This window comes from Haladaptatus cibarius D43, from assembly GCF_000710615.1.
Taxonomy (GTDB): domain Archaea; phylum Halobacteriota; class Halobacteria; order Halobacteriales; family Haladaptataceae; genus Haladaptatus; species Haladaptatus cibarius.
Genome location: NZ_JDTH01000001.1, coordinates 354,114 through 373,690, shown reverse-complemented (window position 1 = coordinate 373,690; position 19,577 = coordinate 354,114). Strand labels below are relative to the sequence as shown.

The following is a 19,577-nucleotide window of genomic DNA, read 5'->3' as shown; positions in this document are numbered from 1 at the left end:
AATGGCTGAGGTGAGTGCGGAGGAAAACCCCTACGTCGAAGACCCACAGACCGATTTCGAGTCGGTCGAAGCACTGAGCGAAGAACGGGCACGCGAACAGGCCGAACTCCTTCGGGAGGCGATTCGCCACCACGACTATCGCTACTACGTCGAAAACGACCCCATCATCGCCGATAGAACCTACGACGCGCTTTTCACGCGCTTGCAGGAGTTAGAGGATACATTCGACATCCAGACGGACGACAGCCCGACTCGCCGAGTCGGCGGCGAACCGGTGGACGAACTCGAAACCGTAGACCACGTTACGCCGATGCTGTCCATCGACTCAAGCGGCGAAGCCGACGACGTGCGCGACTTCGACGACCGGATTCGAAAGGAAGTCGCCGACCCGGAGTACGTCTGTGACCCGAAGTTCGACGGGCTTTCGCTGGAAGTCGTCTACGAGAACGGGGAATACGTCCGCGCCACGACCCGCGGGAATGGACGGGAGGGCGACGACGTAACCGAAAACGTTCGTACGATTTCCAGCATTCCACACCACCTTCGCGGCGATTATCCCGATTTCCTCGCGGTTCGCGGCGAAGTGTACATGCCTCGGGACGCGTTTCAGGCGTTCAACCGCGAACGAGTCGAAGATGGCAACGACCCGTTCGCCAACCCGCGAAACGCCGCCGCCGGGTCGCTCCGGCAGCTCGATTCCTCTATAACTGCGGAACGTCCCTTGGACTGTTTCTTCTACGACGTGCTGGACGCGAGCGAGGACTTCCCGACACACTGGTCAGAGTACGAGGCACTGCCAACCTACGGCTTGAAAGTGGCGAACAGAACGGAACTCGTGGACGACATCGAGGACGCAATCGACTACCGTGACGACCTGATGGCCGAACGCGAGGAACTGAACTACGAAATCGACGGCGTCGTCATCAAACTGAACGACCGGGCCGCCTGTGCGGAACTCGGAGCCACCGCGCGCTCGTATCGCTGGGCCTACGCCTACAAGTTCCCGGCGCGTGCGGAAGTGACGGAGATTACCGACGTGATAATTCAGGTCGGGCGAACCGGACGATTGACTCCCGTCGCTCTACTCGAACCGGTAGATGTCGGCGGCGTTACCGTCTCTCGCGCGAGTCTCCACAATCCGGATGAAATCGCGGAGAAGAACGTCAACGTCGGCGACGAGGTGCGAGTCCAGCGCGCAGGCGACGTGATTCCCTACGTTTCCGAAGTGGTCGAAAAGGGGAGTGAGGGACACTACGAATTCCCCGACCATTGCCCGGTCTGTGACAGTCCGGTCGAACGCGACGGCCCAATCGCGTTCTGTACCGGCGGCCTCGCCTGCGATGCACAACTCCGGCGTGCTGTAGCCTACTACGCGAGCGACGACGGCCTCGACATCGAGGGATTTGGCGAGGAGCGCGTCGAACAACTCATCGACGAAGGACGCATCGAATCCCTGCCCGACCTCTATGAACTGAACGCGGACGACCTACTGGAACTCGACGGCTGGGGCGAAAAGAGTGCGAAAAACCTCCTCACCGAAGTCGAAGCTTCGAGAAGCCCACCGCTCGCGGATTTCATTTCCGCAATCGGGATTCCCCGCGTCGGTACCGAAACGGCCCGCGCGCTGGCCCGAAAATTCGGGTCGATGGACGACCTGCTGGACGCATCCCGCGACGAACTCGAATCGGTGCCCGACATCGGGCCAATCGTCGCCGAACAGATTCGAGAGTTTTTCGACTCCGAGAGAAACCGAGAAGTGGTTCACGAACTCCTGACCCACGTCGAACCCGAAGCGGAGGAAGTAGACGGCGGCGACGAACTCGCCGGACTGACGTTCGTGTTCACCGGGTCGCTCTCACAGCCACGTTCCGAGATTTCCGAGTTGGTCGAAGCCCACGGCGCAAACGCCACGGGGAGCGTTTCGGGCAACACGGATTACCTCGTTATCGGCGACAATCCGGGGCAGACGAAGCGCGACGACGCCGAAGAGCGAGGTGTGCCGGTACTCGAAGAGGACGAGTTCTGGAAGTTGTTGGCGGAGAAGGGAATCGAACTGGAAGGATAGTTCAAGTCGGCTCGAACCAACCAATCTCAGAGTTCCGCCCTGTCGAAGAGCAGGTACCCAACCGCGACCGGAATGAGCAACCAAAGGAGGAACTGCGCCACCACGACGGCGTCGGAGAGATAGAACGGCGTCTCGCCGAGGATTTGTGCGTAGGCTTGGCGAACTCTCGCCGATTGCTGATATAGTCGAGCGTCGAGCGTGCTACCCATGTAGAGCGTTGCGGCGAGAGTTTCGTAGGCCCGAATGGGGTTGAAATATTTAACAAACATGCTGTATTTGGCAAACTGCGCTGTCTCCCACCCGAGTGAAAGTCCATCGTCAACGTAGAGGAGCATTCGGCGAACGTAGGTCCACAGTTGCGTGAACAGGACGTACAGCGCGACGGAAACGACCATCGAACGGCGGTTCGTGGACGTGGCGGCCGAAATTCCGATAGCAATGCTGACGAACGTCACGCCGAGCACAATCGTCAGCACCGTAAACAGCAGGTAGTTCACGATTTCGAGGTTGATGCCGAAGACGACGAGAGTGATTCCGGCGGCCACCATGCCGAGCAAAATCGGAACGGCGATGACGCCGCTCCGTCCCAGTAGCTTTCCGACCACAACGTCTTGCCGAGAGTGGGGAAGCGACAGCATGAGCTTTATCGTACCCGATTCACGTTCCCCAACGATGGCGTTGTAGGCGACGACGAGCGCTATGAGCGGGACGAGGAGTGCAACGACTCGTCCACCCAGGAGAGCGAGGAATGCGTCAGTGCTGACCTGCTGGTCTATGTCTCCCAATCCCGCCCCGACGAAGTACGCGCTCCCGATGAACAGGCCGATGAAAATCGCAGAGATGACCCAGAACCACCGCGACCGGAGCGAATCGCGGAAATCCTTCCGGGCGACTGCTTTCCACGTCATGCTGTAGCCTCTGTCTCCGTGTAGCTAATGAAGAGGTCTTCCAGCGAGGTTTCGTCGGTTTCGAAGTCCACGACGTCCGCACCTGTATTTTCCAGCGTGGCGATGACGGTCGTTTTCGTCTCCGAATCGCAGTTCACGAACAACTCGTTTCCGTCCCGGTTGACGTTCGTCACGCCGTCGAGGTCGCGCACCGCGGACACCGCGTCTGTAGAAAGCGACTTCGTTTCGACCGTCATCGCGGTGTCGCCGCCGACGTTCTCTTTGAGTCCTTCGATGGAGTCCTCCGCGACGAGTTCGCCTTCGTTGAGAATTCCGACTCGGTCACAGACCGCTTCGACCTGTCCGAGGATGTGACTGGAGAAGAAGATGGTCGCGCCGCGCTCTTTTTCCTCTCTGACGATTTCGCGCATCTCACGCGCCCCGTTCGGGTCGAGTCCGGTCGAGGGTTCGTCCAGAATCAATAGGTCGGGGTCGCCCACGAGTGCCATGGCGAACGCGAGTCGTTGGGCCATCCCCTTCGAATAGCCACCCGCCTTTCGGTCGGCGTCTTCCGCCGACAGTCCGACTCTGTCGAGCAGTTCGTCGGGGTCGTCGTTCGTCTCCTTCGATTCGATGGCGAACTCCAAATGCTGTCTACCGGTCAAGCGGTCGTAGACGGAAAATCCTTCGGGGAGGACGCCGATTCGTTCTCGAATCGCGACGCTCTCTTTCTGTGCATCGTGCCCGAGGACGGAAACGGTGCCTTCGCTCGGCCGAATAAAGTCGAGAAGGAGATTGATGGTCGTCGATTTCCCCGCGCCGTTCGGCCCGAGAAATCCGAACACCTCTCCCTCTTTCACGTCGAGCGAGAGGTCGTTGACGGCGGTGACGCTACCGTAGCGTTTCGTCACGCCGTCGAGTCGAATGGCGGTCATGGTTCCGGGTTGCTGGAACGAACATAAAACAGTACTGTTCTATGTCACACCGTATCGCTCGGGTCGTGTTTGGCAGCCATTCGCGTTACTTCCTCAGCATAGCGTTGCTGACGGCTGTCGTCCGCCACAGACGACAGCCTGTCTTGTCCGACTTCGATTGCGGCGGTCGTCTCGCCGCCGAGTCGCCCGGCCAATTCCTTTTGGAGATACTGCTCGCCGTCCGGCGTCGCATACACCAGCGTCAGCAGGTCGCGGTCGCTGTACGTCCGTTCCACGAGCCAGACGCGCACGTCGGTCATGGCCCACTGTTCTCCCGTCGCGGATTTGTATCTGGCGAGGGATGCCGTAGCCGCAACCTTATTTAACTCCGTGATTGACCCGATAAACGATGCGACAGTCCCCGCTGTCCGAGGCATCGGACGACCGCCTGCTGGATATGCTGTTCGCGGGCGAGGACATCGAGGAGGAAATCGAACTGGAAGGGGCGCGAATCGCGGTGACGAGCCATCGCGTGCTCGCGTTCATGCCCGAAGGTGGCGGTCGGCGATTCGACCACGCAGACCGCCCGAACGTCCTCGATGCCAGCGTCCAACCGACCGGTCACGACGGCTACCTTTCGTGGGTCATCCGGAGCGTCGTCTACGGAATCATTCTCCTCGGCGGAGGATTTTTGATAAACAGCAGCGGTATCCTCGCCAAACTCGGCAACACCGAAGCACCAAACGACCAAATCATCGGCGGCGTCGGCCAGATGATTTCCTCGATGGCGGTTATGTTCGGCGTTCTCACAGATGCCTTGCTGCTGATTGGCGGTGTGTTGCTGTTCGTCGCGTTCGTCCTCGGTGCGCTGTATTTCGTCACTCAGTCGGAAGAGTTGGTCATCGAACGCGCCGGAAGAGAGCCGATTTACGTGCCCGTAAACGGCAAGGAGGCCGAAGACGCCGCTCGGCGGATTCGGACTACACTCGGGCGAGAAAAGGCGTAGTTGAGAAACCGATTCTGAAACCCTCGGCTCAGTCCATCGACTGCTCTTGTTCTTCAGGTTGCTCGCTGGTAATCTCTCCGCGGCGCTTCCGGTACCAGTTCGCTTCGATGCCACCCCAGATGAGGGCGGCAACGAGGCCGAGCGCGATGGCGAACACTTCGGGGACGCCCATCCAGACCGGCGTGATGTACATCAAGCCGTTCAGATATTTGCCGGGGATGAAGTTCTTCACGGCAATCCAGAACTGGTCGCCGACGTTTCCGGTGCGGGAGGCGATGTCCGCGGATTGGGCGCTCGGGCCGCCTGCGGATTCATCACCGGTTCCGAGTCGTTCGACTTCGTAGGGGAACGCGATGTTGAGTTGCCAGACGACTTCGCCGTTTTCATCGACTTCGAAGACGCGATTGCCGTTCGAATCGCCGATGAGGGTGTGGCTGTTCGGCAGGCGGTCTGCGTCTCGGGGCCACTGCATTCTGCCATCTCGCCAAATCCACGACTGTTCCCACTCTCCGTTTCCGTTCCGCTGATATTCGATGACGCGGTTGTTCTCGCTGTCGGCGACGATTTCAGCAGGCCCGCCGTTGGATTCGTTGACGTAGTCGGGGTTGTGCTGTTCGTAGAGGATGTCGTAGTTGTCCTCCTCGCCGAGGGTGTCCGATTTGATAGCGGAGTGGTTGTCCGGGGACAGAAACACCACGCGGTCGAGATTTCGAGGACTCACCGTGATTCGGCCGTTTTCGAGGACTTCAACGTCGTTGATGTGCGACCAGTCTTTCGGGTATGGGCCACCGGTTGCCTCGGGGTCGAAGTCGTCGGAGGCGTTCCAGCGCCACACGATGTCGTCGGATTCGGTGTTCACGACGAACACGCCGTCGAGGTAGATGTCGGCGACGACGAGGTGCGTCTCGTTGATGCGGTCAACGTCGTGGTAGCGCGAGGCCTCTTTTCCGGGCGTCGGGTGACCCCACACGTCCTCGACCTCGCCGGTCGTGAGGTTCACGCGCTCAACGCCGTTGAACGTACAGGCGTTGATGTCGCCGTGGGTGTCGTAGTAGGTATCCCACGTCTCTTGGTCAACGCCGTAGTCGCTCGCGTTCCACTCGTCGGCGCTCGGACACTCACTTCCTTCGAGATGGTCGGCGTAGGAGTACTCGACCGTCGCGTCCGTGCCCGGAACCGGGTCAACGTCCCAGTAGCGCGTGTGGGAGTCGTTGTAATACTTCACCGTCCCGTTGGGATTGAGCGCGACGAGTTCTGCGCGCGCGCGCGGCCCTTCGCTGGCCTGTCCTCGCCACGAGTTCGAGTCCGTGGCAATGACCGTGATGCCATCCGCTTCGGGGGCGACTTGTGCTTCTCTATCCACGTCACTTCCGTCGATATGGGATTCAAACGTCGTCTCCGTCCACGATGTCGCAACTCCGTATCCGACTGTCAGAACCGACAGCATGAGGAGGGCGGCGAACACTGCTCGAAGGCGGCGTTTCGAGATTGAAATCATTAGAGGTTGCTAGCGATGAACGTCAGTCCATCCGGTTCGGTTTGCAATCAGTACCATCGTTTTCTTGCGGTTGACCATGTTCTGTCCCCACTAACGTGACCCCACCGAATAAAAACGAGTGGTTGAACGCGGCAAACGCTGTATTACTACCGAGCATTACAGGGTGTCATGGTAACACACTAAATCACGAACAATCCCCCGGTAGGGACAGGTTCAAACTCCCACGACGACTAACCGAAATCGATGGATGCGGCAACGGTCAGAGAGCGTGCGACGGAACTTCCCCGCGACCCCGGCGTGTATCAGTTTTTGGAGGGCGACACCGTCAGGTACGTCGGAAAGGCGGTTGACCTCCGCGCTCGCGTGCGGTCGTATGCAGACCCGCGAAGCAACCGCATCGGCCGGATGGTCGAACGCACCGACGCGCTGGATTTCGCGGTGACCGACACGGAAACGCAGGCGCTTCTGTTGGAAGCGAACCTCATCAAACGCTACCAGCCGCGCTACAACGTCCGCCTGAAGGACGACAAATCGTATCCCCTCGTGCAGGTGACCGGCCACGAGTTTCCGCAAATCGAAATCACCCGCGACCCAAATCGTGAGGGTGCGACCGTTTTCGGGCCGTTCACGAGCAAGACGAACGTCGAAACCGTCGTCAAAGCACTCCGGGAAGCCTACGGCATCCGAGGCTGTTCGGACTTCAAGTTCGCCAACCGTGACCGCCCATGTCTCGATTACGACATCGGCCTCTGTACCGCCCCTTGCACGAACGAAATCGGACGCGAGGCGTACCTCGCCGACGTGGAGAGCGTCGAGCGATTCTTGGGCGGCGAGACGGACGTGCTGGCGACCCCGCTCCGCAAGGAAATGGAAGAATCGGCACAAAGCAAGGAGTTCGAGCGCGCGGCCAACCTCCGCGACCGACTGGAAGCCGTCGAATCGTTCCACGGCGGCGACGCCGCCGCGATTTCCTCGCAGAGCGACGAACGAACCGTGGACGTGCTCGGTGCCTCCGTCGAGGGCGAACGAGCCACCGTCGCCCGACTGCACAGCGAGCGCGGGCAACTGGTTGACCGCGACCGACACACGCTTTCCCTGCCGGACGGCGACGACGTGGCCGCGGTCTTCGGCGGCTTCATCCCGCAGTTTTACGCCGAGCGCGAACTGCCCGATGCTCTCTTGCTTTCGGAACGTCCGGACGACATGGACGTGCTGGATTGGTTGGACGCAGAGGACGTGTCCGTCCGCGTTCCGGGCGCAGGTCGAGAAGCCACGCTCGTCGATTTGGCGCTGAAAAACGCCCGGCGAGGGGCGAACGCGCCCGACGAACTACGAGCCTTGGCCGATGAACTGTCGATGTCTTCAATCGGGCGAATCGAAGGATTCGACGTGAGCCACGCGCAAGGGTCGTCCGTCGTCGGCAGTAACGTCGTCTTTGCGGGTGGGTCGCCCGAGAAATCGGACTACCGCCGGAAGAAACTGGACGAGAAAAACGACGATTACGACAACATGCGAACCCTGATTCGCTGGCGTGCGGAGCGAGCAGTGGTGGGCCGTGACGAGCGTCCCGACCCCGAGTTGCTCCTCATCGACGGCGGGAAGGGACAACTCGACGCCGCGCGAGAGGCACTGGACGAAGTCGGGTGGGACGTGCCCGCCGTCGGCCTCGCCAAAGCCGAAGAAATCGTGGTGACGCCGACTCGAACCTTCGACTGGCCAAGTGATGCACCGCAACTGCATATCCTTCAGCGAGTGCGCGACGAATCCCACAGATTCGCGGTGCAGTACCATCAGACGCTCCGGGACGACGTTTCGACGGAACTGGATGGCGTTCGCGGCGTCGGCCCGGAAACCCGGCGAAAACTGTTCCGTCGATTCGGCAGTTTGGACGGGATTCGCTCCGCGTCGGATGACGAACTGCGAGAAGTCGAAGGAGTCGGTGAGAAAACGGTTGCTTCGATTCGAGAACGATTTTGACTAGCAATTTAGCGAGAAAACTGGTTGAGACGAGATTTTTACTTTGAGGCTGGAATTTGTTTAGCAGTGGCGCTAGCTACTCCCGACTCCAATCAGACCGCCACCGCACCCGCCCACACACCTCCTCAACCGACTCCCTCACTCGCTCGCGCTCGTTCCAGTCGCCCACCATCAAAGGCACGCTCTGATGAGCCATTCGCTCGCTCCGGAAGAGCACAGCTCTTCCGTGCTCTCGTTCGCTCCTCCGTCACTCACGAGAACTCCTCCGTCGCTCACGAAGACCTCGCGCGAGTCGCTTCGCTCCCGCGCGCCAGAGTGGATGTGAAGATTCCGAAAATTCGAATTTCCACATGGCGCGCGCTGGCACAGCACCGAGGAGTTCACCTCCGAGGGGCTATGCTAACAGCGTGCGAGGGACGAGGTTTGCAAGACGCTTTGCGCCTTGCTGACCTGCGGCCGTGGCCCGCAGGCATCGCAAGGAGCGAAGCGACTGGGAAGCGCAGTCGGTTGGGGAGGATGTAGGGGAGTGCGGTGCGGGGGCGGTTTGCGGTCTCATTGGAGTCGTGATTTCTTTCGATAAATCATCTTCGCTTAAACTGCTAGCCGTTGTTTATCGTACAAAGCGCAGTTCCAATTCACAAACCAAACACCAATCCCCCGTTGATGCGCTATTCGTTAGCACGTAACTGTTAAGCGATTGGTGCCTTAACTCTCATACATGAACCACCCGCTGTACACGCTCGGCAAGACGACGGCGAGGCTCAGTTTCGGGACGGTGCTCCTCGCAATCGTCTTCGGCGTTCTCTTTTTCCTCGCGCTACCGTACCTCGACGCGGTCACAATCGTCGGAATCCTCCTTCTCGGCCTCGCCGCAATTACGGTAAACAGCGCCGTGGAAATCGTCGGCCCCTACGAAAAGCGAGCGCTGACCGTCTTCGGCGAGTACCGCGAACTCCTCGACCCCGGCATTCACTTCATCCCGCCGTTCGTCAGTGCGACCCACCGTTTCGACATGCGGACGCGGGTGTTCGACGTACCGAAACAGGAGGCCATCACCGCGGACAACTCACCCGTCATCGCGGACGCCGTTCTGTACGTCAGGGTGATGGACCCGGAACGGGCGTTTCTCGGTGTGGACAACTACGAAAAAGCGGTGTCCAACCTCGGCCAAACCACGCTCCGGGCCGTGCTTGGTGATATGAAACTCGACGACACGCTAAGTCGCCGGGACGTTATCAACACGCGAATCCGCGAGGAAATCGACCCGCCGACGGACGACTGGGGGATTCGCGTCGAGAGCGTCGAAGTCCGCGAGGTCATGCCGAGTCGCGCCGTCACCGACGCGATGGAACAACAGACCAGTGCGGAACGCCGCCGCAGGGCAATGATTCTCGAAGCGCAGGGTGAACGACGAAGCGCAATCGAGACGGCCGAGGGAGAAAAAGCCTCGAACATCATCCGGGCGCAGGGAGAAAAACAGAGCCAGATTCTCGAAGCACAGGGTGATGCGGTTTCCATCGTCCTCCGCGCGAAATCCGCCGAATCGATGGGCGAGCGGGCAGTCATCGACCGCGGCATGGATTCGCTGAAACGAATCGGCGAGAGCGACTCGTCCACCTTCGTCCTGCCGCAGGAACTCTCGTCGCTGGTCGGACGCTACGGCAAACACCTCTCGGGAAGCGACGTGCAGGGCAACGGCGCGATGCTTGAGAGCAACGAGTTCGACCCCGAAACGGAGAAGATGTTGGGCCTAGATGATATCGAGGAGATGCTGTCCGAACTCGACAATGACGTGGACGATGCCGCAGAAATGGGCGGCGAGATGGAACCCGAGCGGAACTGATTTTTTCGTTAGAACTCCTCGAACTCGCCGCCGAACTCCGGTTCGACGCCCTGCTCGGGTTCGATGCCCATGTCCACCTCGAACTCCGCGCGAACGTCCTGAATCCGGTCGCGGATGTCGGCGGCGAGTTCGAACTCCAGATTGCTCGCGGCCTCCTGCATCCGGGCTTCGAGTTCCTCGATGTACTGGGCCGCCTCTTCGTCGGTTTCGGGCGCGCTTCCCGTCACACTGCTGGTGTCGGTTTTGCTTCCCGGCAGGTTCGCCTCCGAAACCTCCTTGTCGATGGTTTGTGGTTCGAAGCCGTGCTCCTCGTTGAACTCTCGCTGAATCTCGCGCCTGCGACGGGTTTCGTCCATCGCGGCTTCCATCGCGTCAGTCACCTCGTCTGCGTACAGCACGACTTCGCCGTTGACGTTTCGCGCCGCCCGACCCATCGTCTGCACGAGCGAGGTTTCGGAGCGCAGGAAGCCCTGCTGGTCTGCGTCCAAAATGGCGACCATCGAAACCTCGGGGATGTCCAGTCCCTCACGAAGCAGGTTGATGCCGACCAGCACGTCGAACTCGCCTAATCGAAGGCCGCGAACCAGTTCGTGGCGTTCGAGGGTGTCCGTCTCGTCGTGCATGTACTCCACGGCGACGCCTGCTTCCTCCAAGTATTCCGTGAGGTCTTCGGCCATCCGTTTCGTCAGCGTCGTGACGAGGACGCGCTCGTCGTTTTCGACTCGCTTGTCGATTCGACTCATCAAATCGTCGATCTGGCCCGACGCATCGCTAACTTCGACCATCGGGTCAACCAAGTGCGTCGGTCGAACGATTTGCTCTACGATTTGCTCACTCTCTTCTTGTTCGTAGTCGGCGGGCGTCGCGGAGACGTACAGCGTTCTCGCGCTTTTTTCCTCGAACTCCTCGAACGTGAGCGGGCGGTTGTCGTAGGCCGTGGGAAGCCTGAAGCCGTTTTCGACCAGCGAATCTTTTCGGGATTTGTCGCCCGCAAACTGGCCCTTGATTTGCGGCACCGTCTGGTGGGATTCGTCGATGACGCAGAGGAAATCGTCGGGGAAGTAATCGAGCAAGGTGAACGGCGCTTCGCCGACTTCCCGGTCTGAGAGGTAGACGGAGTAGTTCTCGATACCCGAACAGTAGCCCGCTTCTTTCATCATCTCCAAATCGAACGTCGTCCGCTCCTCGATTCGCTGGGCGGCCACGAGGTCGCCGTTTCGCTCGAAATACCGAATCCGGTTTTCCAAATCCTCCTCGATTTCGGCGATTGCGTCTTCCATCGTCTGCTCCGGAATCGAGTAGTGTTCTGCCGGGTGAACGAGAACTGCAGGTTCTTGGGATTTCACTTCACCTTCCAGCGGGTCGATTTTCACCATCCGGTCGATTTCGTCGCCCCAGAGTTCGACGCGAACCGCGAACCGCCCGTACATCGGGAAGATTTCCACGGTGTCGCCGCGGACGCGGAAGGTACCCTGCGTGAAATCCATGTCGTTGCGCTCGTAGTTCAAATCCACGAGACGGGCGAGCAGTTCGTCGCGTCCGATTTGCTCGCCGACTTCGAGGCGCAGGCTCATCTCCTCGTAGTTTCGCGGGTCGCCCAGTCCGTAAATCGCGGACACCGAAGCGACCACGATTACGTCGTCTCTGGTCAGCAGTGAGCGAGTCGCGGAGTGGCGCAGGCGGTCGATTTCCTCGTTGATGGAGGCGTCCTTGTCGATGTAGGTGTCAGTCTGCTCGACGTAGGCCTCGGGTTGGTAGTAGTCGTAGTAGGAGACGAAGTACTCGACGGCATTATCTGGAAACAGGTTCCGGAACTCCTCGTACAACTGTGCCGCCAGCGTCTTGTTGTGGGCGATGACCAACGTGGGTTTCTGGATTTCCTCGACAGTCCACGAAACCGTGTTCGTCTTTCCCGACCCCGTGACGCCCAGCAGGGTCTGTTTTTCCATTCCCTCGTTGTACCCCGCCGCCAACTGCTCGATTGCTTCGGGTTGGTCGCCTGCCGGGTCGAACGGGGCGTCCACCCGGAACTCGGTTTCCGCGTCCGGGTTGTCGGGCCTGAGCGGCCCTGACTGGGTGTCACTCATGGTATTTTGGATAGGGATTCGAGGTACTTTAGCGGGTCGTTTGTCGGATTTTGAGGAATGGAAAATAGGATAGTTATCGAATCGATTCGGCCTGCAAGGTTCCTGTTTGTATGTGTAGTAGTGTGAAATTCGCAAATCGACTCAATAATGCAGCGTTCGTCGTATCAGACCCCATTAGATGATTTTCTTTGCGCTGGTGGTTGTATTTATAAGCGGATTTCCAGTGCACGACGACTGGGGAACGACGAACGCACCCGGAAATCCAATGGGGGGAGAAAGTATGGTATCGACCGAAACGCGGAACGAAATCGAAGAACACTGTGGGCTGGTTCCAACGTGGATAGAAAATCTCACAGAACCGGCAAGCGACCACAGTTGGGCACTCGTGCGAGATCTCGAATTCGGGGAAACCGAACTGTCTGCACGGGAGAAAGCACTCATCGGGGTCGGTGTATCTGCCGCCATCAAATGTCCGTACTGTAGCCACTTCCACAAAGAAGAAGCACGGATGGAGGACGTGACGGAGGTCGAACTCGAAGAAGCAGTCAACCTCGCCAGCACGACGCAGTACTTCTCGACGGTTCTGCACGGAAGCGAAGTCGAGATGGACGATTTCGTCGAGGAGACGACCGAGATGGTCGAGTACATCGAAGAACAGCGCGCGGCGGCGGAAGCCGACTAATCGACCTGCGTCTGTTTATTTTTAGAAAATCGGTTCGACCAGCACCGTCTCGTGTTTTGGCACCGGTATCTTTCGATTTCCGTCTCGCTCGTACTCGATGATGTCGTATTGAAAAAGTACGTTGAGGTCACGACTCACTGCGGCTTTGTCGCGCCCGACTTGCGTTGCGAGTCCTCGAACTGATTCGATATCCTCATTTTTGATCTCATCGAGTAGTTCCCTGCGTTTCTGTGTGAGAACTCGCTCGGCGGAGTCGTAGTCAAGGAGGAGTACGTCATCGAATCCTCCCGAAGCGAGTGCCCGAGCGAGTTTGTCGTGCTTGTGTAGTCGGTTCGTCTCTACAGCCATCTTACGTTGATATTCAGCATCAACGAATAAGTAATTACGGGTGCTATCACAGCGAACGTTTTTGTCGGATACCCGAACCAGAGTCCCCGTGTCGGAAGAATACACGAGTTTACTGGGCCACTAGGGAAATCGACCGTACTTTTTGACGGTTCGGACGTCATCGAATTTCAATCACGTCTCTGACTTCGCTGTAACTATCCACAACAACGACGACGAAACCGAAAGCGAAGTCCAAGTCGCTCGTATCGACACTGCTCACGGGGTCACGCATTTCGACAAATTGTTTCGTCCCGACGAGCCGAAAGCCTCCTTCGATGGAACCATTTGTGACGCAATCGACCGCCTCACCGACAACTGGCGACGGTATGCAGAAAGCTACGAAAACAACAGATAGAACGCCTCAATCATCCAACCGTGCCAACACCGCATCCGGATCGTATCGCAGTGACAGCGACCGCGACCGACCGCGGCCTTCGATATTGGTGTAGGTGGCGTCGATGATGCCGAGTTGGTCGAGTTTGTTGATGATCTCCGAGTAGCGTGTGTAGCCCAACTCCGTCTCGTCGTGGAACACCTCGTACACTTCGCCCGCCTGCTCGCCGTCGTGTTCGGCGATGACACGGACGAGAGCGACTTCGTTGTCGCTCAGTGCGTGCAGACTGTGACTGAGGTGAACGAACTTGGATTTCTCGTAGGCATCCTCTACGTCCTGCAAACTGACGGTTCGACTGGCGCGCATTTCGGCGTTCAGTCCGGCCCGGCGGAGCAGGTCGATGCCGACCCGGAGGTCGCCGCTTTCGGCGGTCAGTTCGGCCACGCGCTCAAGCACTTCCGGGCCGATGACGCCCTCGTGGAAGCCGCGTTTGACGCGCTCGCCGAGAATGCCGACAATCTCTTCGCGGTCGTAGACCGGGAAGTACACATCTTCCGGCCTGAAGACGCTCTGAACCCGTGTATCCAGTTCCTCAATAACGTCCAGATTGAGGTCGGAGGAGACGACGATGACGCCGATTTTCGCCCCGCTGTGGGCTTCGTGAGCGCGCAGGAGCGAGTAGAGGGTGTCCGAGGCCTCTCCTTCGTAGAACAGGTAGTTCACGTCGTCCAGCGCGACGACGAGGACTTCGTCCTCTTCGACCAGTTTTTCGGTTATCTGGCGGAACAGCTTTTTGAACGAAATGCCGCTCGACGGCGGTTCGTACTCGAAAATACCCTCGAAGATACGCGAGAAAATCGCGTATCGCGTCGAATCCACCTGACAGTTGACGCGCACGGTTCGAACCTCGGTCTGGGCCGACAGTTCGTCGAACAACTTCTGTACCGCGGTCGTCTTGCCAGTCCCGGGCGGTCCCCGTGACATGACGTTGAGGGGGCGCGACCCACGAACTGCTGGCCTGAGCGCGTACTGAAGGCTCTGCATCTGGGACGCGCGGTGTTCGAATGTCTCCGGCACGTAGTCGATTTCGAAGACGTGCTCCTCGCGGAACACCGACTCGTCCCACGATAACATCCCCTCGTCGGGGTCGTCTGCCATCACTTTCACCACGCTTCCGGAGGTACTTAATCCTTCGCCAGCGACAAAAAGGCAGGATTCTGGCTGTCTCGGCTCTAGCTCTGCCGAATTGCGCCTTCGATGTCGTTTCTGTCCATCGACATACCGTGCCGATTTTGGGCGTGTTCTTGCACCATTTCGATGACTTCGTTCTCGTCGTTCGCCCGTACCATGAAGTCACAATCCTGTTGCGTGCATTCGAACTGTTGTGCCATTGTTGGATTCTCCGTCTGTGCGATTTCCCCCTCGTTGGGGTGCAAACCGTGACGGGTGGTGTGTAGGTAATATTTTTGGCTGCCACGGGTGACCGTTCGCCAGAGATTGCAGTGGTGCTCCCGACGAATGAACGAGTTGAAACACCTGACCATCGTATCGTTCCGGTAGAATGCCTGTTGCGGAACACGACGGCGTCTCGCTATACTACGAAACGGACGGGACGGCGAACCACGACACGGTCGCGTTCATCGAGGACATCGGATATGGTGCATGGCAGTGGGGGTGGCAACACGCCGCCGTCGCTGGCCCATTCGAGTCGCTGGTGTGGGACAATCGCGGAACCGGGCGCTCGGACGCCCCGAACGGCCCGTATTCGGTTTCACAGATGGCGGGCGACCTCGATTCGGTGTTGGCCGACCACAATCTCAGGAAGGCGCATCTCGTCAGTGCGGGACTGGGCGGGATGGTCGCACTCCAGTACGCCAAAAAATATTCGCGGGCGAAAACGCTGACACTCATCGGCACGTCCGCAGATGGCTCAGAACTCCAAACGGAAGTTCGAGAGCAACTGCTCGCCGAGAAAACGCCGGACGAACTCCACGAATCGCTCCGCCCAGTGGTGAGCGAGGAAGCGTTCGACGCCGGGTTGGAAAACCTCGTAGAATGGCGACTAGAAGGTGACGCCGAACTCGACGCCCAACGCGCCCAGTTCGACGCGATGGCGAACTTCGACGTGAGCGATACTCTGTACCAAATTACGACTCCGACACTGGTGCTTCACGGAAGCGAGGACGAGGTTTTCCCGGTCGAAGCAGGTCGGAAACTGGCGAACGGACTCCCTCGTGGTGACCTGCGGGAGTTCGAGGGTGCACCCCACTTCGTCCACATCGAGCATTCGAAAGAGGTCAACGACGAACTGTTGCAGTTTTTGGAGGCGAACGCGGACGAGACGTTCGAGTGAGGTTCGGATTGTCCCTCGAATCGCACAGAACTGCTAACACGGTTCACGTTCAATGGGAGGTATGTCGCTATCATTCGAGCGACACGCCGACCTCTGGGGGAATCGGGTCGCCGTCGTCGAGGGAAACGAGGAATTCACCTACACCGACTTCGCTCGACGAGTGAAATCCGTTGCGAACGAACTGAGCGAACTCGGCATCAGCTCCGACGACCGAGTCGCCGTCGTCTCCCGAAACCGCGTCGAGGTGCTCGTTCTGTTGTTCGCCACGTGGCGCGGCGGCGGCGTGTTCGCACCGGTTTCACATCGACTCACGCCCGCGACCGTTTCGACCCCGATGGAGCGAATCGACCCCGACATCGTGCTGTTCGAATCAGCACAACGAGACCTCGTCCGACAGTTCGACGCCCACTCGTTCGAGGAGATAGAACACGAAAGGCCGGCCATTGACGGAGAACCGGCCGAGGCAGGGGAATCGACCGCGGCCGCGGTCGATTCCCCACATGCGAACTGCGACCAAACTGCGACAATCGAGAAAGACGACACATGTCTTCTCGTTTCCACCGACGACGGCGAGAACGTCGTCCGCTTGTCCAGACGGGCAGTCGAATGGAACTCCATCGCGGCGGTTTCCGGGTTCGGATTGGGCAGAACCGACTGCACCCTCCCACTGCTTCCGCTGTCGCTTTCCGACTGTTTGTTCAGATTCGTTTTACCACTGCTTACCGTCGGCGGGTGCGTCGTCCTCCAGCGCGCGTTCGACCCGGAACGCGCACTGGCCGCAATCGAGCAACACGGCGTCAGCTGCCTCGACGGCGGGCCGACCGAATTTCAGGGACTGGCTGATGTCGATGGAAAAACGAACCGTGATTCGCTCCGTTCGCTTTCCTCCCTCGATTGGCTGACGACCCGTGCCCGCGTCCCGCCGGACGTGCGCGAAGCGTTTCCGGTTCCGTTCGTTCGGGTGTACGGTCGCCCGGAAACCGGCCTGAACGTTCTCCGTGAGTCACCCGGAAACGAGCGCACTGCACATCCGTTTCCGGACTGCGACGTTCGAATCGAGGACGAAACGGGCGAACTGTTCGTTCGCGGGGCGACCACCGCAGGCGGGTATCTCGATGGCAAGCGATTCGGCGACTGGGTTCCGACCGGCGACCTGTTTCGGCGTGAAAACGGGGAAGGCGGCGGAAACGTGAAAAGCGGCGAAAGTGACGGCGACGAATCCGCCGGATTCGTTTTCGTCGGACGCGCCGACGAACCGTTCGAAAGCGAAGGAAAGCGAATTCATCCCCGAGCAATCGAAACCGTCCTCGAATCACACCCCGACGTTCGGTCGGCGGGCGCCATCGAAGGAGTTGCGGAAACCGGCGGAGCGGCACCGAAAGCCGTCGTCGTCGGCGACGCGTCGCCGGGCGAACTGCGGGAGTTCGCGGAGGAGCGACTCGCACAGCACGAAGTTCCGCGGGCAATCGAAGTGGTCGCCTCGCTTCCTCGTCGCGCGACGGGAGAACTCAATCGGGCAGAACTGCGGACGCGGTTCGGTGGGGGGTAAAGAAGTGTAAAAACCACCTCCAGATAAATATTAATATAGAATGAAATGCACATTTATACGGTATAAAGAATCAACAGACTAATTTAGTTCTACTTGGTACCATATAAAGAAAGAATGTTCGAAATTGTTGATTTGGAGAACAAAATTGCCCATGGAATAATTATTATTATACTTGGGGTAGCCTCCTCTCTATACTTTCCTCTTATTTCACCGGTTATGGCAGTATACTTCTTTTATCGTGGATGGAATTGGTATATTTCCTCGGATTCAACACGTGAGAAAATGGGAATATTACTCATGGTTTTTGGAGTTTTTTTAGTTGGCTATTCCTATTTTGCCATAGCCGGATATATAACTAGTCCCGGTTTCGAGAATAATTAATAAATTGGATTTTTGAACTAGTTTGTTTTATAATTTGATTCAGTATGACTGCTACCATCTTCATAACCGTAATGTTCTATGTACGGTGTATGTGATTTGAGACAGCCAAGACCGATAGGTTCACAATATGAGAATTTACCTTGTTTATATACCACACAGCTATCATCATGAACTCTTTCATTCTCATCAATCATGTTCTTCCAATGCCACATGTAGTGGTTAGTTGAAACTGCATGAGTTGAACTCACATTTCTAACGCTAGAGCCACTAAATTCCCAAGTAGCTTCAACACCGAACGACCAAACTTCGACGCCATCTACACTTTTTGCATAAGCCCTTGCCGTAGCTTTCCCAACTCGCCAGTCCGGCCCTGCAACTTGTTGAATATCTACATCTTTGGTGATCTCTTTTTCATCAGTGACAACCGTGATTTCTTGTGGTTGCAGAACCTCACGAACAGCTTTTATTTGCTTATTACTCAAGTGGTTGAATACTTCTTTTATATCCTCTACTTCATTTAAATTCCAAGCAAATTTGACCACATCGTCTCTATCTGTCGGCTTGAAACCTGTATCAATATCCTGACTGCTCTCAGATTTCTGTGCCGAACCAATACCACTTAATCCAGCACTTGCGACAAGACCAGAACATATTGTTTTAACACTTTCCTTCTTTCCACATTTTATTTCGATATTTCATTTTATATTCTAATACTTACTTAATAGTTTTTCAATATGCTATAAATATACATAAAATGGCAAATTTTTTATCAAGTATTAAATAAGTATCCATACCTTAGAAGACCAAATTCCCGGTAGCGAAATCCATTTGTTGGTTCCGGTTGCTACTATGGTTCAATGAGTCGGCTCCGAATCGCATTTCTGAACGCCGCGCACGGGGACGAAAACACGCGGCGAAACTTCCGCAGAGAACTCGATGCAGACCTGACCGAGTTCGACGTGACGGAAGGTCACCTCCCGAACAGTTTCGACTTCGACGCTGCCGTCGTCTCCGGGTCGCGGTCGTCGGTGTACTGGGACGAAGCGTGGATTCCACCGCTGAAAGAGTGGGTCGAAGTCGCAATCGAATCCGGCATGCCCATGCTCGGCATCTGTTACGGCCACCAACTGCTTGCCGACGTGCTCGGCGGCGACGTGCGCGACATGGGCGAGTACGAAATCGGCTATCGGGAAGTCGAACACGTCGGCGAATCACCGTTGTTCGACGGTATCGAATCCGAATTCGTCGCCTTCACGACCCACTCGGACGAGGTCGTGGAACTTCCGCCGGGAGCGAAATCCATCGCCAAAAACGACTACTCCAACCACGGCTTCCGGAAGGAGGACGTGTTCGGCGTCCAGTTCCACCCCGAATACGACATGGATACCGCAGAGGAGGTCACACGGGGCAAAGACCTCTCCGCGGAACGCCTCCAGCAAGTGTTGGACGGTATCAACGAGGAGAACTTCACCGCCGCGTGTGAGGCGAAAATCGTCTTCGAGAACTTCACCGACTACGTCCGCGAATCGGGTGACCTCTCCGCCGACTGATTGTTTTTGCCCAAATCGGCATAAACAACCTGAATGGGTAACCACCAGAGTGACATTCGTCGGG

The 19,577-nt window shown here is 57.8% G+C and carries 19 protein-coding genes; 10 read left to right on the top strand and 9 right to left on the bottom strand.

The window, feature by feature from the left end; genetic code table 11:
* Position 1 precedes the first annotated feature (1 nt).
* Positions 2–2,065 (top strand): NAD-dependent DNA ligase LigA, encoded by a 2,064-nt coding sequence (gene ligA / locus HL45_RS01920; protein WP_049969423.1) that lies wholly within the window; start codon positions 2–4, stop codon positions 2,063–2,065.
* A 26-nt stretch (positions 2,066–2,091) separates the two neighbouring features.
* Here ligA and HL45_RS01915 read toward each other — a convergent pair whose 3' ends face one another.
* From HL45_RS01915 to HL45_RS01905, 3 genes are read right to left on the bottom strand one after another with little or no spacing between them, the layout of a single operon-like run.
* The gene (locus HL45_RS01915) at positions 2,092–2,973 is read right to left on the bottom strand and encodes an ABC transporter permease (RefSeq protein ID WP_049969422.1); all 882 of its coding nucleotides are present in this window, start codon (positions 2,971–2,973) and stop codon (positions 2,092–2,094) included.
* A complete protein-coding gene (locus tag HL45_RS01910) occupies positions 2,970–3,887 on the bottom strand; it encodes an ABC transporter ATP-binding protein (RefSeq protein ID WP_049969421.1) in 918 nt (305 codons plus the stop codon). Before HL45_RS01910 ends, HL45_RS01915 begins: the two co-directional genes overlap by 4 nt.
* 44 nt (positions 3,888–3,931) lie before the next feature.
* Entirely contained in the window at positions 3,932–4,186 is a 255-nt protein-coding gene (locus tag HL45_RS01905; RefSeq protein ID WP_049969420.1) for a hypothetical protein, read from the bottom strand.
* A gap of 89 nt (positions 4,187–4,275) precedes the next feature.
* Between HL45_RS01905 and HL45_RS01900 the strand changes: the two genes are divergently transcribed.
* Positions 4,276–4,872: a hypothetical protein gene (locus HL45_RS01900; RefSeq protein WP_049969419.1), complete on the top strand. Its 597-nt coding sequence runs from the start codon at positions 4,276–4,278 to the stop codon at positions 4,870–4,872.
* A 28-nt stretch (positions 4,873–4,900) separates the two neighbouring features.
* On the opposite strand, the gene HL45_RS01895 is transcribed toward HL45_RS01900, so the two are convergent.
* A complete protein-coding gene (locus tag HL45_RS01895; RefSeq protein WP_049969418.1) occupies positions 4,901–6,370 on the bottom strand; it encodes an arylsulfotransferase family protein in 1,470 nt (489 codons plus the stop codon).
* Between the two features lie 243 nt (positions 6,371–6,613).
* Here HL45_RS01895 and HL45_RS01890 point away from each other — a divergent pair, with 243 nt between their 5' ends.
* Both HL45_RS01890 and HL45_RS01885 read left to right on the top strand, forming a co-directional pair.
* Positions 6,614–8,347 (top strand): excinuclease ABC subunit C, encoded by a 1,734-nt coding sequence (locus HL45_RS01890; protein ID WP_049969417.1) that lies wholly within the window; start codon positions 6,614–6,616, stop codon positions 8,345–8,347.
* Positions 8,348–9,065: 718 nt separating this feature from the next.
* Positions 9,066–10,190 carry an SPFH domain-containing protein gene (locus HL45_RS01885; protein WP_049969416.1) on the top strand — a complete coding sequence of 375 codons (1,125 nt, stop codon included), beginning with the start codon at positions 9,066–9,068 and terminating at the stop codon, positions 10,188–10,190.
* 8 nt (positions 10,191–10,198) lie between these two features.
* On the opposite strand, the gene uvrB is transcribed toward HL45_RS01885, so the two are convergent.
* The gene (gene uvrB, locus HL45_RS01880) at positions 10,199–12,277 is read right to left on the bottom strand and encodes an excinuclease ABC subunit UvrB (protein ID WP_049969415.1); all 2,079 of its coding nucleotides are present in this window, start codon (positions 12,275–12,277) and stop codon (positions 10,199–10,201) included.
* Positions 12,278–12,557: 280 nt separating this feature from the next.
* Here uvrB and HL45_RS01875 point away from each other — a divergent pair, with 280 nt between their 5' ends.
* On the top strand, positions 12,558–12,959 hold the full coding sequence (locus HL45_RS01875) for a carboxymuconolactone decarboxylase family protein (RefSeq protein WP_049970051.1): 402 nt from the start codon (positions 12,558–12,560) through the stop codon (positions 12,957–12,959).
* A 21-nt stretch (positions 12,960–12,980) separates the two neighbouring features.
* Here the strand turns inward: HL45_RS01875 and HL45_RS01870 are convergent, their stop codons facing one another.
* Positions 12,981–13,307, bottom strand: coding sequence for an HVO_A0114 family putative DNA-binding protein (locus HL45_RS01870; RefSeq protein ID WP_049969414.1), 327 nt, complete (start codon positions 13,305–13,307; stop codon positions 12,981–12,983).
* A 142-nt stretch (positions 13,308–13,449) separates the two neighbouring features.
* On the opposite strand from HL45_RS01870, the gene HL45_RS01865 reads away from it, so the two are divergent.
* Positions 13,450–13,701: a DUF7718 family protein gene (locus tag HL45_RS01865; RefSeq protein WP_049969413.1), complete on the top strand. Its 252-nt coding sequence runs from the start codon at positions 13,450–13,452 to the stop codon at positions 13,699–13,701.
* A gap of 6 nt (positions 13,702–13,707) precedes the next feature.
* On the opposite strand, the gene HL45_RS01860 is transcribed toward HL45_RS01865, so the two are convergent.
* The gene (locus HL45_RS01860; RefSeq protein ID WP_049969412.1) at positions 13,708–14,838 is read right to left on the bottom strand and encodes an ORC1-type DNA replication protein; all 1,131 of its coding nucleotides are present in this window, start codon (positions 14,836–14,838) and stop codon (positions 13,708–13,710) included.
* 74 nt (positions 14,839–14,912) lie between these two features.
* Positions 14,913–15,071 (bottom strand): DUF1059 domain-containing protein, encoded by a 159-nt coding sequence (locus HL45_RS01855; protein ID WP_076430610.1) that lies wholly within the window; start codon positions 15,069–15,071, stop codon positions 14,913–14,915.
* Between the two features lie 170 nt (positions 15,072–15,241).
* Here HL45_RS01855 and HL45_RS01850 point away from each other — a divergent pair, with 170 nt between their 5' ends.
* The 3 genes from HL45_RS01850 to HL45_RS20235 all read left to right on the top strand — a co-directional run bounded on the left by HL45_RS01850 (position 15,242) and on the right by HL45_RS20235 (position 17,963).
* A complete protein-coding gene (locus HL45_RS01850) occupies positions 15,242–16,033 on the top strand; it encodes an alpha/beta fold hydrolase (RefSeq protein WP_049969409.1) in 792 nt (263 codons plus the stop codon).
* A gap of 61 nt (positions 16,034–16,094) precedes the next feature.
* A complete protein-coding gene (locus HL45_RS01845) occupies positions 16,095–17,582 on the top strand; it encodes a class I adenylate-forming enzyme family protein (RefSeq protein WP_049969408.1) in 1,488 nt (495 codons plus the stop codon).
* A 114-nt stretch (positions 17,583–17,696) separates the two neighbouring features.
* Positions 17,697–17,963 (top strand): hypothetical protein, encoded by a 267-nt coding sequence (locus HL45_RS20235; RefSeq protein ID WP_144239983.1) that lies wholly within the window; start codon positions 17,697–17,699, stop codon positions 17,961–17,963.
* A gap of 17 nt (positions 17,964–17,980) precedes the next feature.
* On the opposite strand, the gene HL45_RS20230 is transcribed toward HL45_RS20235, so the two are convergent.
* Entirely contained in the window at positions 17,981–18,505 is a 525-nt protein-coding gene (locus HL45_RS20230; protein ID WP_144239982.1) for a hypothetical protein, read from the bottom strand.
* A 315-nt stretch (positions 18,506–18,820) separates the two neighbouring features.
* Between HL45_RS20230 and HL45_RS01840 the strand changes: the two genes are divergently transcribed.
* Positions 18,821–19,513: a type 1 glutamine amidotransferase gene (locus HL45_RS01840; RefSeq protein ID WP_049969407.1), complete on the top strand. Its 693-nt coding sequence runs from the start codon at positions 18,821–18,823 to the stop codon at positions 19,511–19,513.
* Positions 19,514–19,577: the final 64 nt, after the last annotated feature.

Excerpts from the sequence above, each read along its gene's own strand:
- ligA (WP_049969423.1), top strand. The coding sequence starts at position 2 with ATGGCTGAGGTGAGTGCGGAGGAAAACCCCTACGTCGAAGACCCACAG.
- HL45_RS01915 (WP_049969422.1), bottom strand. The coding sequence starts at position 2,973 with ATGACGTGGAAAGCAGTCGCCCGGAAGGATTTCCGCGATTCGCTCCGG.
- HL45_RS01910 (WP_049969421.1), bottom strand. The coding sequence starts at position 3,887 with ATGACCGCCATTCGACTCGACGGCGTGACGAAACGCTACGGTAGCGTC.
- HL45_RS01905 (WP_049969420.1), bottom strand. The coding sequence starts at position 4,186 with ATGACCGACGTGCGCGTCTGGCTCGTGGAACGGACGTACAGCGACCGC.
- HL45_RS01900 (WP_049969419.1), top strand. The coding sequence starts at position 4,276 with ATGCGACAGTCCCCGCTGTCCGAGGCATCGGACGACCGCCTGCTGGAT.
- HL45_RS01895 (WP_049969418.1), bottom strand. The coding sequence starts at position 6,370 with ATGATTTCAATCTCGAAACGCCGCCTTCGAGCAGTGTTCGCCGCCCTC.
- HL45_RS01890 (WP_049969417.1), top strand. The coding sequence starts at position 6,614 with ATGGATGCGGCAACGGTCAGAGAGCGTGCGACGGAACTTCCCCGCGAC.
- HL45_RS01885 (WP_049969416.1), top strand. The coding sequence starts at position 9,066 with ATGAACCACCCGCTGTACACGCTCGGCAAGACGACGGCGAGGCTCAGT.
- uvrB (WP_049969415.1), bottom strand. The coding sequence starts at position 12,277 with ATGAGTGACACCCAGTCAGGGCCGCTCAGGCCCGACAACCCGGACGCG.
- HL45_RS01875 (WP_049970051.1), top strand. The coding sequence starts at position 12,558 with ATGGTATCGACCGAAACGCGGAACGAAATCGAAGAACACTGTGGGCTG.
- HL45_RS01870 (WP_049969414.1), bottom strand. The coding sequence starts at position 13,307 with ATGGCTGTAGAGACGAACCGACTACACAAGCACGACAAACTCGCTCGG.
- HL45_RS01860 (WP_049969412.1), bottom strand. The coding sequence starts at position 14,838 with ATGGCAGACGACCCCGACGAGGGGATGTTATCGTGGGACGAGTCGGTG.
- HL45_RS01855 (WP_076430610.1), bottom strand. The coding sequence starts at position 15,071 with ATGGCACAACAGTTCGAATGCACGCAACAGGATTGTGACTTCATGGTA.
- HL45_RS01850 (WP_049969409.1), top strand. The coding sequence starts at position 15,242 with ATGCCTGTTGCGGAACACGACGGCGTCTCGCTATACTACGAAACGGAC.
- HL45_RS01845 (WP_049969408.1), top strand. The coding sequence starts at position 16,095 with ATGTCGCTATCATTCGAGCGACACGCCGACCTCTGGGGGAATCGGGTC.
- HL45_RS20235 (WP_144239983.1), top strand. The coding sequence starts at position 17,697 with ATGTTCGAAATTGTTGATTTGGAGAACAAAATTGCCCATGGAATAATT.
- HL45_RS01840 (WP_049969407.1), top strand. The coding sequence starts at position 18,821 with ATGAGTCGGCTCCGAATCGCATTTCTGAACGCCGCGCACGGGGACGAA.